11 protein-coding genes are annotated in these 13812 nt (G+C 71.5%); 7 read left to right on the top strand and 4 right to left on the bottom strand.

The annotated features are described in order from the left end of the window. Nucleotides 1–22 precede the first annotated feature (22 nt). Nucleotides 23–1270, top strand: coding sequence for an amidohydrolase (locus BLU02_RS11725; protein WP_060923335.1), 1248 nt, complete (start codon nt 23–25; stop codon nt 1268–1270). A gap of 15 nt (nt 1271–1285) precedes the next feature. On the opposite strand, the gene BLU02_RS11720 is transcribed toward BLU02_RS11725, so the two are convergent. Both BLU02_RS11720 and BLU02_RS11715 read right to left on the bottom strand, forming a co-directional pair. Continuing rightward, nucleotides 1286–1990, bottom strand: a complete 705-nt coding sequence (locus BLU02_RS11720; protein ID WP_025104005.1) for a GTP pyrophosphokinase — start codon at nt 1988–1990, stop codon at nt 1286–1288. 10 nt (nt 1991–2000) lie between these two features. Beyond that, the gene (locus tag BLU02_RS11715) at nt 2001–3089 is read right to left on the bottom strand and encodes a VanZ family protein (protein WP_060923334.1); all 1089 of its coding nucleotides are present in this window, start codon (nt 3087–3089) and stop codon (nt 2001–2003) included. Between the two features lie 224 nt (nt 3090–3313). Here BLU02_RS11715 and BLU02_RS11710 point away from each other — a divergent pair, with 224 nt between their 5' ends. Beyond that, nucleotides 3314–5263 (top strand): APC family permease, encoded by a 1950-nt coding sequence (locus tag BLU02_RS11710; RefSeq protein ID WP_407939469.1) that lies wholly within the window; start codon nt 3314–3316, stop codon nt 5261–5263. Between the two features lie 9 nt (nt 5264–5272). Here the strand turns inward: BLU02_RS11710 and BLU02_RS11705 are convergent, their stop codons facing one another. Then, nucleotides 5273–6679 (bottom strand): aminotransferase-like domain-containing protein, encoded by a 1407-nt coding sequence (locus BLU02_RS11705; protein WP_083370986.1) that lies wholly within the window; start codon nt 6677–6679, stop codon nt 5273–5275. Between BLU02_RS11705 and BLU02_RS11700 the strand changes: the two genes are divergently transcribed. Together BLU02_RS11700 and BLU02_RS11695 are read left to right on the top strand one after the other, a co-directional pair. Beyond that, nucleotides 6678–7652, top strand: coding sequence for a DMT family transporter (locus BLU02_RS11700; protein WP_083370985.1), 975 nt, complete (start codon nt 6678–6680; stop codon nt 7650–7652). The two genes, BLU02_RS11705 and BLU02_RS11700, sit on opposite strands and share 2 nt — an antisense overlap. Continuing rightward, the gene (locus tag BLU02_RS11695) at nt 7625–8218 is read left to right on the top strand and encodes an FMN-binding negative transcriptional regulator (RefSeq protein ID WP_082750154.1); all 594 of its coding nucleotides are present in this window, start codon (nt 7625–7627) and stop codon (nt 8216–8218) included. Before BLU02_RS11700 ends, BLU02_RS11695 begins: the two co-directional genes overlap by 28 nt. 71 nt (nt 8219–8289) lie before the next feature. Here the strand turns inward: BLU02_RS11695 and BLU02_RS11690 are convergent, their stop codons facing one another. Next, on the bottom strand, nt 8290–9438 hold the full coding sequence (locus BLU02_RS11690) for an SLC13 family permease (protein ID WP_060923294.1): 1149 nt from the start codon (nt 9436–9438) through the stop codon (nt 8290–8292). A 280-nt stretch (nt 9439–9718) separates the two neighbouring features. Here BLU02_RS11690 and BLU02_RS11685 point away from each other — a divergent pair, with 280 nt between their 5' ends. From BLU02_RS11685 to kdpB, 3 genes are read left to right on the top strand one after another with little or no spacing between them, the layout of a single operon-like run. Beyond that, the gene (locus BLU02_RS11685; RefSeq protein WP_036292752.1) at nt 9719–9808 is read left to right on the top strand and encodes a potassium-transporting ATPase subunit F; all 90 of its coding nucleotides are present in this window, start codon (nt 9719–9721) and stop codon (nt 9806–9808) included. Next, complete coding sequence (gene kdpA / locus BLU02_RS11680) at nt 9808–11484, top strand: potassium-transporting ATPase subunit KdpA (protein WP_060923295.1); 1677 nt, start codon at nt 9808–9810, stop codon at nt 11482–11484. The genes BLU02_RS11685 and kdpA overlap by 1 nt, the downstream gene beginning before the upstream one ends. Before the next feature lie 2 nt (nt 11485–11486). After that, a complete protein-coding gene (gene kdpB, locus BLU02_RS11675; protein WP_060923296.1) occupies nt 11487–13811 on the top strand; it encodes a potassium-transporting ATPase subunit KdpB in 2325 nt (774 codons plus the stop codon). Nucleotide 13812: the final 1 nt, after the last annotated feature.

Here is a 13812-nt window from a genome sequence, read left to right as displayed (position 1 = left end):
CACACCCGGCTAGGCTCTGGCCATGACGATCGACCTCGAAGCGCTCTACATCGACCTGCACCAGCACCCCGAGCTGTCGTTCCAGGAGACCAGGACCGCGGGCATCGCCGCCCAGCACCTGCGCGACCTGGGCCTCGAGGTCGAAGAAGGCGTCGGGGTGACCGGCGTGGTCGGGGTTCTCCGCAACCCTTCGACAGGCTCAGAGACCCAGGATGAGGAGTTCCCGCGGCCGGTGGTGTGGGTGCGCGCCGATATGGACGCGCTCCCGGTCGAGGAGCAGACGGGCCTCGCATATGCGAGCACCGCGAGAGGCGTCGACCCCGCAGGCACGACTGTTCCCGTCATGCACGCCTGCGGTCACGACATGCACGTCACCGCCATGATCGGCGCGGTGGAGAAGCTCGTCGCGACCCGCGCGGAGTGGTCGGGCACTCTCGTCGTGCTCATCCAGCCTGCCGAGGAGTACGGCGCGGGGGCCAGGGCGATGCTCGACGACGGTCTGCTCGACCGCTATCCGAAGCCCGACGTGGTGCTCGGTCAGCACGTCACCCCGCTCCCCGCCGGGATCATCGGCGTGCGCAGCGGCACCCAGATGGCCGCGTCGGACGGCCTCACCGTCACCCTGCACGGCCGCGGCGGCCACGGCTCCCGCCCGCACGCCACGATCGACCCGGTCGTGATGGCGGCCGCGACCGTGATGCGCCTGCAGACGATCACCTCGCGCGAGATCGACCCGCAGGGCGTGGCCGTGGTGACGGTCGGCTCGATCCACGCCGGACTCAAGAACAACATCATCCCGGCCGAGGCGAAGCTCGAGCTCAGCCTCCGCTACCCGAATGAGGACGTGCGGGAGAAGGTGCTGGCGAGCGTCGAGCGGATCGTGCGCGCCGAGGCGATGGCCTCCGGCGCAGAGCGCGAGCCGGAGATCCACACCCAGCACACGCTCCCCGCCACGATCAACGACGAGGAGGCGACGGCGCGGGTCTCGTCGGCGCTGCGTCGGGCGCTCGGCGATTCGGCCGTCGTCGACCCCGGCATGTTCACCGGCAGCGAGGACGTCTCCTGGTTCGCCCGCGACGCCGAGGTGCCGCTCGTGTTCTGGTTCTGGGGCGGCGTCGACCCCGCCCGGTTCGCCGAGGCCGTCGCGGCGGGCACCGTGGAGAAGGACATCCCCACGAACCACTCGCCGTTCTTCGCGCCGGAGATCCATCCGACGATCGAGGTCGGGGTCACGGCGATGTCCGCCGCAGCCCGCGAGTTCCTGGCCTGACCCGGTTCGGGGTGCTCAGACCTCGACGATCCCCGGCGCGGGCGGAGGCGGCGGCGCGAGCTGCCGCTGCGGCACGCCATGGGCCTCGCGGTGCAGCCGCTCCATGCGGGTGTCGAGTTCGGCAGCGGCGTCGGCGGCGTCGCTGAGGCTGTCGACGAGGTGCGCGGGCACCTGGTTGGAGAACTTGTAGTAGATCTTGTGCTCCAGGCTCGCCCAGAAGTCCATCGCGATGGTGCGGAACTGCACCTCGACCGGCACGGACAGCGCGCCCGTCGAGAGGAAGACGGGGACCTCGATGATGGCGTGCAGGCTCTTGTACCCGTTCGGCTTCGGGTTCGCGATGTAGTCCTTCACCGTGCGGACGGTCACGTCGTCCTGCGCGGTCAGCAGATCGAACAGCCGGTAGACGTCGGCGACGAAGCTGCAGGTCACGCGCACTCCGGCGATGTCGGTGATCTCGGCACGGATGCGGTCGAAGTCCGGGTCGTCGATGCCCTTCCGGGCGATCTTCTCGACGATGCTGTCCGGCGACTTCAGCCGGCTCTTCACGTGCTCGATGGGGTTGTACGCGTGATCGTGGGTGAACTCGTCGCGGAGGATCGAGATCTTCGTCTCCACCTCGCGCATCCCGAACTCGTACTCGCGGAGGAAGCGCTGCAGCTGGTCGCGGAGCTCCTTCGCCTCGGAGATCAGGTGCTCGTCGACGGGGATCACGCTCATGAGGACGACGTTATCGATCCGTGATCGGAAACCCCTGTGGATTCGAGAGCGCGACGCGGGCGTCCTCGAGGTGCTGGCCGGAGAGGAGACCGGGGAGGCCGCGCCCCTGGCGGGTGGTGAACAGCAGCACGATCGCGACGAGGATCAGCACCGAGGAGAGCGCGTCGAACACCCCGCCGAGCATCCCGAGAGCCGTGAGTCCGCCGATGCCACCCGCCCAGCGCAGCAGCCGGGCGAGCGCCGCCGGCAGCCGCGACCCGGTGTAGCGCAGCTGCACGGCGAGGTCTCCCACCGAGCGGCCGGTGACGAGGATGACCACGAGCCACAGCGCACAGGCGGCCGCCGTGCTCACCGTGCCGGCGAGGGTGCCGTCGAGCACGGCCTGACGGTCCTGCACGACGTACTCGAGCCAGAGCTGCACCGCGACGCCCCCGGCGAGCACGACGAAGCCGTTCGCGAGTCCGTCGCACAGCATCGCCAGCGCGCGGCGACCACGGGTGACAGGGCGCGGCTCGTCGGCATCCGCCCGGGCCTGCAGGCCGCGCAGCGAGCGGGGCACGACGAGCGCGAGCACCGAGCCGAGCACGGCTCCGGTCGTGTTCGTCATCAGGTCACCGACGTCGAAGAAGCGGTAGGCGCACGGGTACAGACCCCAGACCCCGGTGAGCTGCGTGGTCTCCACGAGCAGCGAGAGCCCGAAGCCGGCGAGGAGCGCGGTCGGCAGGCCGCGACCGCCCAGCACGCGGAGGAACGCCCCGAGCGGGACGAACAGCAGCACGTTGAACACGAGCTGGAGCAGGGCGGGCTGGCGCAGCGGGTTGCCCGGCGCCGCGAACGCCTTCTGCACGTCGCGCACCACGGACATCGGGTCGGTGATCGCCCCCACGCACCGGATGGCGTCCGGGTCGGGCAGCGGCAGCAGCGTGTACGTCCAGATGGCCCAGAAGTAGACGAGCGCCGCGAGCCAGAGCAGCGTGCGGCCGAGCGAGAGGCGTCCGCGGCGGCGGTAGCTGATCGCGACGAAGGGCACGAAGAGGACGACGCCCGCGGCCAAGCCGATCGCCACGGCGATGACCCCCAGAACCACCTGATCCCCCACCGACGCAAGGATACCGGGAGGCCGTGAGGATTCCGTGAGGGAGCGCCACCGGGCCGTAGGGATTCCGTGAGGATCGCGTGAGGGCGCCTCCGGTCGGCGTAGTGTCGCCGGACGTGTCAGAACAAACGAGGCCGACCCCGGACGCGCCGCCGCGCGCCAAGCGCATCCTGCTCGGCGACCCGCTGACGAGCGCCCAGGTCGACGAGCAGCTCCTGCCCAAGCGCATGGCGCTGCCGATCTTCGCCTCGGACGCGCTGAGCTCGGTGGCCTACGCCCCGCAGGAGCTCTTGATGATCCTGCTCATCGGCGGCCTCACGTTCCTGTCGTTCACCCCGCTCGTCGCCGCGGCCGTCGTCGTGCTGCTTCTCGTGGTGGTGCTCAGCTACCGGCAGCTCATCAAGGCGTACCCCTCCGGCGGCGGCGACTACGAGGTCGCGTCGAAGAACCTCGGCGAGGTCCCCGGGGTGATCGTGGCCGCGGCCCTCCTCGTCGACTACGTGCTCACGGTGGCCGTGTCGGTCGCGTCGGGGGTGGACAACATCATCTCGGCGGTGCCGGCGCTCGACCCGCTCCGCGTGGAGCTCGCGGTCGGCTTCGTCGTGCTCATCATCATCGTGAACCTCCGCGGCGTGCGGGAGGCGTCGCTCGTGTTCGCGATCCCCACGTACGTGTTCATCGGCTCGGTCGGCGTCATGATCGTCACCGGGCTCGTCCGGACGGCGCTCGGCGACGCCCCGATCGCGTCCAGCGCGGAGTTCGCCGTGCAGGCCGAGAGCCTCAGCCAGGCGGCCGTGCTGCTGCTCATCCTCCGGGCGTTCTCCAGCGGCTGCTCCGCGTTGACCGGAGTCGAGGCCGTGTCGAACGGCGTCCCGGCGTTCCGGGCCCCGAAGGTGCGCAACGCCCAGTCGACCCTCGTGCTCATGGGGACCATCGCGATCTGCCTGTTCTCCGGACTCACCGCCCTCGCCCTCATCGCCGGCGTGCACTACGCCGAGAACCCCTGCGACCTCATCGGGTTCGACTGCACGAACCCGCAGCCGAGCCTCATGGCGCAGATCGCCGCGGCGACGTTCGGCGGCGGCAGCATCCCGTTCTTCATCGTGCAGGCGGCCACGGCCTGCGTGCTGCTGCTCGCGGCGAACACCGCCTTCAACGGCTTCCCCCTGCTCGGCGCCGTGCTCGCCCGCGACGGCTACGCCCCGAAGTCGCTGAACACCCGCGGCGACCGGCTCGTGTTCTCCAACGGCATGATCCTCCTCGGGATCGCCGCGATCGCCGTGCTCGTGGTGTTCCAGGCCCGGTTGACGACGCTGATCCAGCTCTACATCATCGGCGTCTTCGTCTCCTTCTCCCTCGGCCAGATCGGCATGGTGCGGCACTGGCGACGGCTGCTCCGGACACCCGCCCCGCCGAACGGCGACGGCGCCGCCGACCGGCGTTCTGCACGCGTGGGGCTGCTCATCAACTCCGCCGGGGCGACGCTGACCGTCCTCGTGCTCGTGATCGTGACGATCACGAAGTTCACGCACGGCGCCTACCTCGTGTTCTTCGCCATCCCGGTGCTCGCGTTCCTCATGATCGGCGTCAAGCGCTACTACCGGGACGTCGAGCACGAGATCGCCATCGACGACACCACCCGCTTCGGCGCCTCCGGCGACGTCGCCATCGTCCTCGTGAACCACCTGCAGAAGCCGGTCATGAAGGCCATCGACTACGCGATCGCCGCCAAGCACGACAAGACCCTCGCCGTGCACGTGGCCGTGTCGCAGGACGACGCCGCGCGCCTGCAGCAGGAGTGGACCGACCACCTCGTGCCGGTGCCGCTCGTGATCGTCGAGTCGCCGTACCGCTCGTTCGCGCAGCCCGTGACGCAGTTCATCCGGCAGTACCGCGAGAAGCACGGCTCCTCCGTCGTCACGGTCTACCTGCCGCAGTACATCGTGGGGCACTGGTGGGAGAACTTCCTGCACAACCGGCGCGCCCGCCGCCTCGCGAACCAGCTCATGCTCGTGCACGGGGTGTCCATCACCCTGGTGCCGTGGCTGCTCGACTCGTCCGAACTCATCTACGGCCGGCGCTCCCGTCCGCTGCCCGGTCAGGAGCGGGCGGGGCGGCCGGTCGTCGTGGCCGGACGCCGGGCGCACCGCCCCGCCGGGCCGCCGTCCGAGTCCTGATGGCGGCGGTCAGGTTCCGGCGAGGACCGCACCGAGGATCGTCGCGGCCTCGGGGAAGCGGGACGGGTCGGCGCTCGCGTAGTTGAGCCGCACGTAGGAGCCGGAGGGCTCCGCGGGGAACCACTCGCTCCCCGGCGCGATGACGAGGCCGCGCGCCGCGCACTCCCGGACGACGGCTGCGGCGTCGGTGCCGTCGGGCAGCCGCAGCCAGAGGTTCAGTCCGCCGACCGGCACGGCCTCGACCAGCGCGGTCGGCGCCTGGGTGGCCAGGCACGACAGCAGGAGGTCGCGCCGCGAGCGCAGCTGCTCCCGGAAGCCGCGGAGGTGTGTGCGCCAGGCGGGCTGCGTCACCACGTCGAGAGCGGCGGCCTGCAGGAGGCCGCTGACGTACATCGACTCCGCCGCGCGATCGGCGAGGATGCGATCCCTGGCCGGACCGCGGGCGATCACCGCCGCCACCCGCAGGGACGGCGACACGCTCTTCGTCAGCGAGCGCAGGTACACCACATGGCCGTCGTGGTCGAAGGCGGCCACGGGGCGGGGGTCGGCGTCGATGCCGAGGTCGTGCGCCCAGTCGTCCTCGATGAGGAAGGCTCCGTGGCGACGGACCGCGTCGAGCACGGCCTCACCGGTCGCCGCCGGCCACTGCGCTCCGGTGGGGTTCGCGAACGTGGGCTGCGCGTAGAACGCCCGGGCTCCGGTCTCGGCGAGCGCCCTGTCGACCGCGTCCGGATCCGGGCCCTGCGGGCCGGAGGGGACGGGAACGAGCACGACCCCCGCCTGCTCCGCCGCGAGCAGGGCGCCCCAGTAGGTCGGCGACTCGATGAGCAGCGGCCGGCCGACGCCGACGACCGCCCGGAAGATCGAGCTCAGTCCGCTCTGGCTCCCGGAGATGACGACGGCGTCGCGGGCGGTCGGCACCGTGATCCCCGCCGGGGCCGCCGCGGCCAGCTCCGCCGCGAACCACTCCTGCAGCCCCGGCTCGCCGGCCGCGGGCGAGCGGGTGAGAGCGGACGGCGTCCGGGAGGCGCGAACGAGGGCCTGCCGGACGAGCCGCTCGGGGAGGAGATCCGGAGCCGGATACCCGGAGTGCAACCCGATCGCGTCCGGCGAGGTCGGGCGCTGCGCCGAGGAGAGACCGTCCAGGCGCACGGCGGCCGCCCCCAGGGCTCCGGACTGCCAGCCGTAGTCCGCCGGCAGGACCGTGCGCGCCGCGCGGACGAAGGTACCGACGCCGGGTCGCGCGTCGACGAGCCCGAGGCGGACGAGCTGCTGCACCGCCTTCTGCACGGTCACGGGGCTCGCGGCGTACTCCGCCGTCAGCGCGCGGTTCGAGGGGAGGCGGGCCCCGGGAGCGGCCGTGGCGATCCACGCCCGCAGGCCAGCCACGATCCGCGCGGTGCTATCCTGACTCATGAAAGAACACAGTAGCGTTATCCGTCCGAACGGAACACTGCTATCCCGCGCCGCCGGTCCCGGTTGGGGGCTGCTGGGCGTCGTCGCCTTCTCGTTCACGCTCCCGTTCACGCGGATCGCCCTCGGCGGCGGACTCTCGCCGCTGTTCATCGGCTCCGCGCGCGCGGTCGTCGCCGCCGTGCTCGCCGCTCTCGTCCTCCTCGCCACCCGTCAGCAGCCGCCGAGCCCGGTCCAGTGGGCACGACTCGCGATCGTCGCCCTCGGCGTGGTCGCGGGCTTCCCGCTGTTGACCTCGTTCGCGATGACCACGACGCCGGCGAGCCACGGGGCGGTCGTGATCGGCCTCCTCCCCGCCGCGACCGCCGTGGCCGTCGTGCTGCGCACCCGCGAGCGCCCGTCCGCCTCGTTCTGGGTCTTCGCGCTCCTCGGGTCCGCGGCGGCCCTCGTCTTCGCGACCCTGCAGAACGGCACCCCCGGCGCCCTTCGCCCCGCCGACCTCCAGCTGTTCGGCGCCGTCATCGCGGCGGCGGTCGGCTACGCGGAGGGCGGCCTGCTCGCCCGCGAGCTCGGCGCCTGGCAGACGATCTCGTGGGCGCTTGTGCTCGCCGCCCCCGTGATGCTCGCGGTGGCCGTGGCCGCCGGGGTCGCCGCCCCGCCCATCGCCACCCCGACCGCGTGGCTCGCGTTCGCCTACCTGGCCGCGGTCAGCATGTTCCTCGGATTCTTCGCCTGGTACCGCGGCCTCGCCATCGGCCCGATGGCGCAGGTGAGTCAGATCCAGCTCGTCCAGCCCGTCATGGGCATCACCTGGGCCGCCTTCCTCTTCCATGAGGACGTCGGTGGGGCCACGGTGCTCGGCGGGCTCGCCGTCGTCCTGTGCGCCGGACTCGCCGTCCGCACCCGCAGCTCTCGTCCCACCCCCACCCCCACCCGACAGGAGGCGCCGTGCGTCACACCCCCCGTTACCTCATGACCGACCCCGACGAGGTGAAGCGCCTCATCCGCGCCCACCCGTGGGCGACGTTCGTCTCACCGGCCTCCGGCGGCCTCGTCGCCTCGCACTACCCGGTGCTGCTCGAGGAGGACGAGGACGACATCGTGCTCGTGAGCCACTTCGGGCGTCCGGACGACGAGCTCCACGAACTCGGTCGACACGAGATCCTGGTGATCATCCAGGGGCCGCACGACTACGTGTCCTCGAGCCTCTATGCGCCGGGGGACCTCGTGCCGACCTGGAACCATGTCACCGCGCACCTCTCCGGCACCCCCGAGATCCTCACCGCGGAGGAGAACTACGCCATGCTCACCCGGCTCACCGACCACTTCGAGGGTGGGCAGCCGCACGGGCGGAGCCTCGTGGAGGACGAGGCGGGCACCCGACGAGCCGCGAAGGGCACGGTGGGCCTGCGGCTCCGGGTCACCCGGTTCGATGCGCGTGCCAAGCTCAGCCAGAACAAGGCCCCTGAGGTGCGCGAGCGCATCGCCGCCCGGTTCGACGCCGTCCACCCCGCCCTGGCCGCCGAGATGCGTCGCGTCTGACCCCCGTTCGAATCGCGCACTTTGCTCCATCTCGGGCGGATTTGCAGCAAAGCGCGCGATTCGAAACGGGGTCAGAGGACGAGCGTGGCCAGGACGACGGTGGGCACCGCGGCGACGGCCCCCCAGAGCGCGAAGCGGCCCCAGCGGATCTCGACCCCGAGCGCCGTCACGCGATGGTGCCAGAGGAGCGTCGCCAGCGAGGCCCACGGCGTGATGAGCGGACCGAGGTTCACACCGATCAGCAGGGCCATCAAGGCGACCGGGTCCCCTGCCGCGGGTTCGAGCACGAGGTAGGCCGGGAGGTTGTTGATCGCGTTCGCGCTCACGGCTCCCAGCGCCGCGAGCCGGAACAGGTCGCCGAGAGAGTCGCCCCTCGCGGTCGGTGAGGTCAGGAAGTCGAGCAGCCCCTGCGCGTGCGCGGACTCGACCAGGACGAACAGCGACGCGGCGAGCGCGAGCGCCTGCCACGGGACGAGGGACAATCGCAGGGCGTGGCGACGACGGACGGCGAACAGCGCGATCAACGCGAGAGCCGCGACCGTAGCGGGGATCCACACGTCGTGGGTGAGCGCGAGCAGCGGCATCAGCACGACGAGGACGCCGGTGGCGCTCCAGAACAGCGTCGGGTCGGCGGGGCGTCGGGGCTCGGGCATCTCATACGTGCCGAAGACCGTGCGCCGCTGCAGGACGGTGAGGATCGCGACCGGCACCAGGATCCCCACGAGCGTGGGCGCCCAGCTCAGCGCGATGAACGCCCCGGGGCCTTCCCCCATCGCGGGCGCGGCGAGCAGGTTCGTGAGGTTCGAGACCGGGAGCGCGAGGGACGCGGTGTTGGCGAGCCAGACGGTGGCCAGGGCGAACGGCAGCGGGGAGACGCCGATGCTCTGCGCCAGCACGACGACGACCGGTGTGACGATCACGGCGGTCGTGTCGAGCGAGAGGAACACGGTGCTCACCACGGCGAGCACGACCACCAGCGCCCACAGCACCACCACGCGGCCGCGACCCCAGCGCGCGAGGCGCTGCGAGACGATGTCGAACACCGCCGCGTCACGGGCGAGCTCGGCGACGATCGTGATCGCGACGACGAACCCCAGCACGGGCGCGATCCGTTCCCCGAGCGCACCGGCGTCCGTGCGCGGCAGGAACCCCGTGAGCACGCACCCGAGCGCGGCCACCACGAGCCCGGCGACGATCCCCGTCCCCGTCCCGATCCGCATCCTTCTGATCCCCACCTCGTGAGCATAGGGCCGGCGCCCCCTTTCGAATCGCGCACCTGGCTGCATCGGCGGCGGGTTTGGGACCAGGTGCGCGATTCGAAGGCCGTCCCCGTGAGCAACCCGCATGCATCCGGGGGACGGGCGTAGGGGAAACGTGAGGATCGAGGGATGCGGCGGGGCGGCGCAGTTGGATCGAGGACGTGCTCGACATCATCTACCTCGCGCTGACCCTGGCGCTGTTCGCCCTCGTGTCCCTCATCGCCAAGGCGGTGGACCGCGCATGATCGTCTTCGAGATCCTCGCCGCGGTCCTCGCCGTCGCCGCGGTCGTCTACCTGGTCGTGGCGCTCGTCGCCCCGGAGCGCTTCTGATGGACGCGACGGTCCTGTACGGCGTCCTCCAGATCACGGCCGTCGTGGTCGTGCTCGTGCTCCTCTACCGCCCCCTCGGCGACTACATCGCGCACGTCTACACCTCCGGACGCGACCTGCGCATCGAGCGCGGGCTCTACCGGGTGATCGGCGTCGACCCCCGCTCCGAGCAGACCTGGCGCGCCTACGCCCGCAGCGTGCTGCTGTTCTCGCTCGTCGGCCTCCTGCTCGTCTACGGGCTGCAGCGGCTCCAGGCCTTCCTCCCCGCGTCGCTCGGCCTGCCCGCCGTGCCGGAGGGACTCGCGTTCAACACCGCCGCGTCCTTCGTCGCGAACACCAACTGGCAGTCGTACTCGCCCGAGCAGACCATGGGCTACACGGTGCAGCTCGCGGGCCTCACGGTGCAGAACTTCGTCTCCGCCGCCGTCGGCCTCACCATCGCCATCGCCCTGATCCGCGGTCTCGCGCGCCGTGGCTCCGCGACGATCGGCAACTTCTGGGTCGACCTCACCCGTGGCCTGGGGCGGCTGCTGCTCCCGCTCGCCCTGATCGGCGCGGTGGCCCTGCTCGCGGGCGGCGTGATCCAGAACGTGAACGGCTTCACCGACGTCGCCACGGTCTCCGGCGGCACGCAGACGATCCCCGGCGGTCCGGTCGCGTCGCAGGAGGCCATCAAGCTGCTCGGCACCAACGGCGGCGGCTTCTTCAACGCCAACTCCGCCCACCCCTTCGAGAACCCGACCGGGTGGACCAACCTCCTCGAGGTGCTGCTGATCCTGGTGATCCCGTTCGCCCTCCCCCGCACGTTCGGCCGACTGGTCGGCGACCACCGCCAGGGGTACGCGATCGTCGCGGTCATGGGCACCCTGTTCCTCGCCTCGCTCGCCGCACTCTCGGCCCTGGAACTGGCGGGACGCGGGGCCGCGCCCGAACTCGCCGGGGCCGCGATGGAGGGCAAGGAGCAGCGCTTCGGCATCCTCGGCTCGACCCTCTTCGGCAGCGCGAGCACCCTCACCTCGACCGGGGCGGTGAACTCGATGCACGACTCGTACACCGCGCTCGGCGGCATGATGCCGATGCTGAACATGATGCTCGGCGAGGTCGCTCCGGGCGGCGTCGGCTCCGGTCTGTACGGGATGCTCGTGCTCGCGATCGTCGCGGTCTTCGTCGGCGGGCTGCTCGTCGGCCGCACCCCGGAGTGGCTCGGGAAGCGCATCGGACCGCGGGAGATGACCCTCGCGAGCCTCTACATCCTCGTGGTCCCGGTGCTCGTCCTCGGCGGCACGGCCCTGAGCTTCGCGATCCCTGGCATCCGGGAGGACGTGGAGTCCACGAGCATCCTCAACCCGGGCGTGCACGGCATGAGCGAGGTGCTCTATGCGTTCACCTCCGCCGCGAACAACAACGGCTCCGCGTTCGCCGGCCTCACCGCGAACACCCCGTGGTTCAACACCGCCCTGGGCGCCGCGATGCTGCTCGGGCGCTTCCTCCCGATCGTGCTCGTGCTGGCCCTCGCGGGATCGTTCGCCGCACAGGAGCGGGTGCCGGCCACGACCGGCACGCTCCCCACTCACCGGCCGCAGTTCGTCGGCCTGCTCCTCACCGTGACCGTCGTCGTGACGGCCCTCACCTACTTCCCCGTGCTCGCACTGGGACCGCTCGCCGAAGGACTCTGACCATGACCCTCCTGACCACCCCTCCCGAACAGCAGGACGCCCCCGCCGTCGCGGCCCGCCCGCCGCGCTCCTTCGGCGGCGCCCAGCTCGCTCAGGCGCTCCCCGGCGCGCTCCGGAAGCTCAACCCCGCGACGCTCGTGCGCAACCCCGTGATGCTCCTCGTGTGGGTCGGCGCCGCGTTCACGACCGTCCTCGCGATCGCGGAGCCCTTCCTCGGCGGGCCCGCCCCCTCCGGCGGCACCCCCGTCCCGGCCGCGTTCACCTGGGGCATCGCGATCTGGCTCTGGCTGACCGTGTTCTTCGCGAACGTCGCGGAGTCGGTCGCCGAGGGGCGGGGCAAGGCCCAGGCCGCGAGCCTGCGGAACACCCGCACCCAGACGATGGCGCGGCGGGTGGTGGGCCCTTCGACAAGCTCAGGGACCCAAGGCCTCGGCTCGGGGACCCGGGGCCTCGGCTCAGCGACCCGGGGCCTCGGCTCAGGGACCCAAGGCCTCGGCTCGGGGACCCAGGGGGGCGCGGAGTGGGTCGCTGAGCTTGCCGAAGCGCCGACGGAGACGGTGTCGTCGGCGGAGCTGCAGCGCGACGACCTCGTGATCGTCACCGCGGGCGAGCTCATCCCGGGCGACGGCGACATCGTCGCGGGCATCGCGACGGTCGACGAGTCAGCCATCACCGGTGAGAGCGCCCCCGTCGTCCGCGAGTCCGGCGGCGACCGCAGTGCCGTCACCGGCGGCACCCGGGTGCTGTCGGACCGGATCGTCGTGCGCATCACGTCGAAGCCCGGCGAGACGTTCGTCGACCGCATGATCGCCCTCGTCGAAGGGGCGAGCCGACAGCGCACCCCGAACGAGATCGCCCTGAACATCCTCCTCGCGAGCCTGTCGATCGTGTTCGTCGTCGTGGTCCTCGCGCTGAACCCGATCGCCTCGTACGCGGCGTCGCCGGTGAGCATCCCCGTCCTCATCGCCCTGCTCGTCTGCCTCATCCCGACCACGATCGGCGCGCTCCTCTCCGCCATCGGCATCGCGGGCATGGACCGGCTCGTGCAGCGGAACGTGCTGGCGATGTCGGGGCGGGCGGTGGAGGCCGCGGGCGACGTGACCACGCTGCTCCTCGACAAGACCGGCACCATCACCCACGGCAACCGCCGCGCCCACGCCGTGCTGCCGCTCACCGGGGTGGACGCCGCGGAGCTGCTGCGCACGGCTGCCCTCTCCTCCCTCGCCGATCCGACGCCGGAGGGCGCATCGATCGTCGAGCTCGCCGCCGCCCGCGGGATCCGGGTCCAGGCCCCGGCGGACGCCGTCGTCGTCCCGTTCACGGCGCAGACGCGCATGAGCGGTCTCGACCTCGCCGACGGCACGCAGATCCGCAAGGGCGCGGCCTCGGCCGTGGCGGCCTGGCTGGGGCAGACCCCCGATGACGAGCTCACGACCCTCACCGACGACGTCGCCTCGGGCGGCGGCACGCCCCTCGTCGTGGCGGTGCAGGGCCCTTCGACAAGCTCAGGGACCCAGTCCGGCTCAGGCCCTTCGACAGGCTCAGGGACCCAGCCGGACTCAGGCCCTTCGACAAGCTCAGGGACCCATCGGATCCTCGGGGTCGTGCACCTCAAGGACATCGTCAAGGACGGCCTCCGAGAGCGGTTCGACGAACTGCGCGGCATGGGCATCCGCACGGTCATGATCACCGGAGACAACCCGCTCACCGCGAAGGCCATCGCGGCCGAGGCCGGCGTCGACGACTACCTCGCCGAGGCCACCCCTGAGGACAAGCTCGACCTCATCCGCCGCGAGCAGGAGGGCGGGCGCCTCGTCGCGATGACCGGGGACGGCACGAACGACGCCCCGGCACTCGCCCAGGCCGACGTCGGCGTCGCGATGAACACGGGCACCTCGGCGGCCAAGGAGGCGGGCAACATGGTCGACCTCGATTCCGACCCGACCAAGCTCATCGACATCGTCCGCATCGGCAAGCAGCTGCTCATCACCCGCGGCGCGCTGACGACGTTCTCGCTCGCGAACGACATCGCGAAGTACTTCGCGATCATCCCGGCGATGTTCATGGGCGTGTTCCCCGGACTCGCGGCGCTGAACATCATGCAGCTGCACTCGCCGGCCTCGGCGGTCACGAGCGCGATCATCTTCAACGCCATCGTGATCGTGTTCCTCATCCCGCTCGCGCTCCGTGGCGTGACCTACCGGCCGGCGAGCGCCTCCCAGATCCTGCAGCGCAACCTGCTCGTCTACGGCCTCGGCGGGGTCATCGCCCCGTTCGTGGGCATCAAGCTCATCGACCTCCTCGTCAGCCTCCTCCCCGGCTTCTGAC

It is taken from the genome of Microbacterium paraoxydans (genome assembly GCF_900105335.1).
In the GTDB taxonomy this organism is placed as follows: Bacteria; Actinomycetota; Actinomycetes; order Actinomycetales; family Microbacteriaceae; genus Microbacterium; species Microbacterium paraoxydans.
Note: the sequence above shows the minus strand (reverse complement) of the source record. Positions and strands in the feature narration are given on the sequence as shown.

Coding starts and splice junctions, on each gene's coding strand:
- BLU02_RS11725 (WP_060923335.1), top strand. CDS start 23: ATGACGATCGACCTCGAAGCGCTCTACATCGACCTGCACCAGCACCCC.
- BLU02_RS11705 (WP_083370986.1), bottom strand. CDS start 6,679: ATGAGTCAGGATAGCACCGCGCGGATCGTGGCTGGCCTGCGGGCGTGG.
- BLU02_RS11710 (WP_407939469.1), top strand. CDS start 3,314: ATGGCGCTGCCGATCTTCGCCTCGGACGCGCTGAGCTCGGTGGCCTAC.
- kdpA (WP_060923295.1), top strand. CDS start 9,808: ATGGACGCGACGGTCCTGTACGGCGTCCTCCAGATCACGGCCGTCGTG.
- BLU02_RS11700 (WP_083370985.1), top strand. CDS start 6,678: ATGAAAGAACACAGTAGCGTTATCCGTCCGAACGGAACACTGCTATCC.
- kdpB (WP_060923296.1), top strand. CDS start 11,487: ATGACCCTCCTGACCACCCCTCCCGAACAGCAGGACGCCCCCGCCGTC.
- BLU02_RS11685 (WP_036292752.1), top strand. CDS start 9,719: ATGATCGTCTTCGAGATCCTCGCCGCGGTCCTCGCCGTCGCCGCGGTC.
- BLU02_RS11690 (WP_060923294.1), bottom strand. CDS start 9,438: ATGCGGATCGGGACGGGGACGGGGATCGTCGCCGGGCTCGTGGTGGCC.
- BLU02_RS11720 (WP_025104005.1), bottom strand. CDS start 1,990: ATGAGCGTGATCCCCGTCGACGAGCACCTGATCTCCGAGGCGAAGGAG.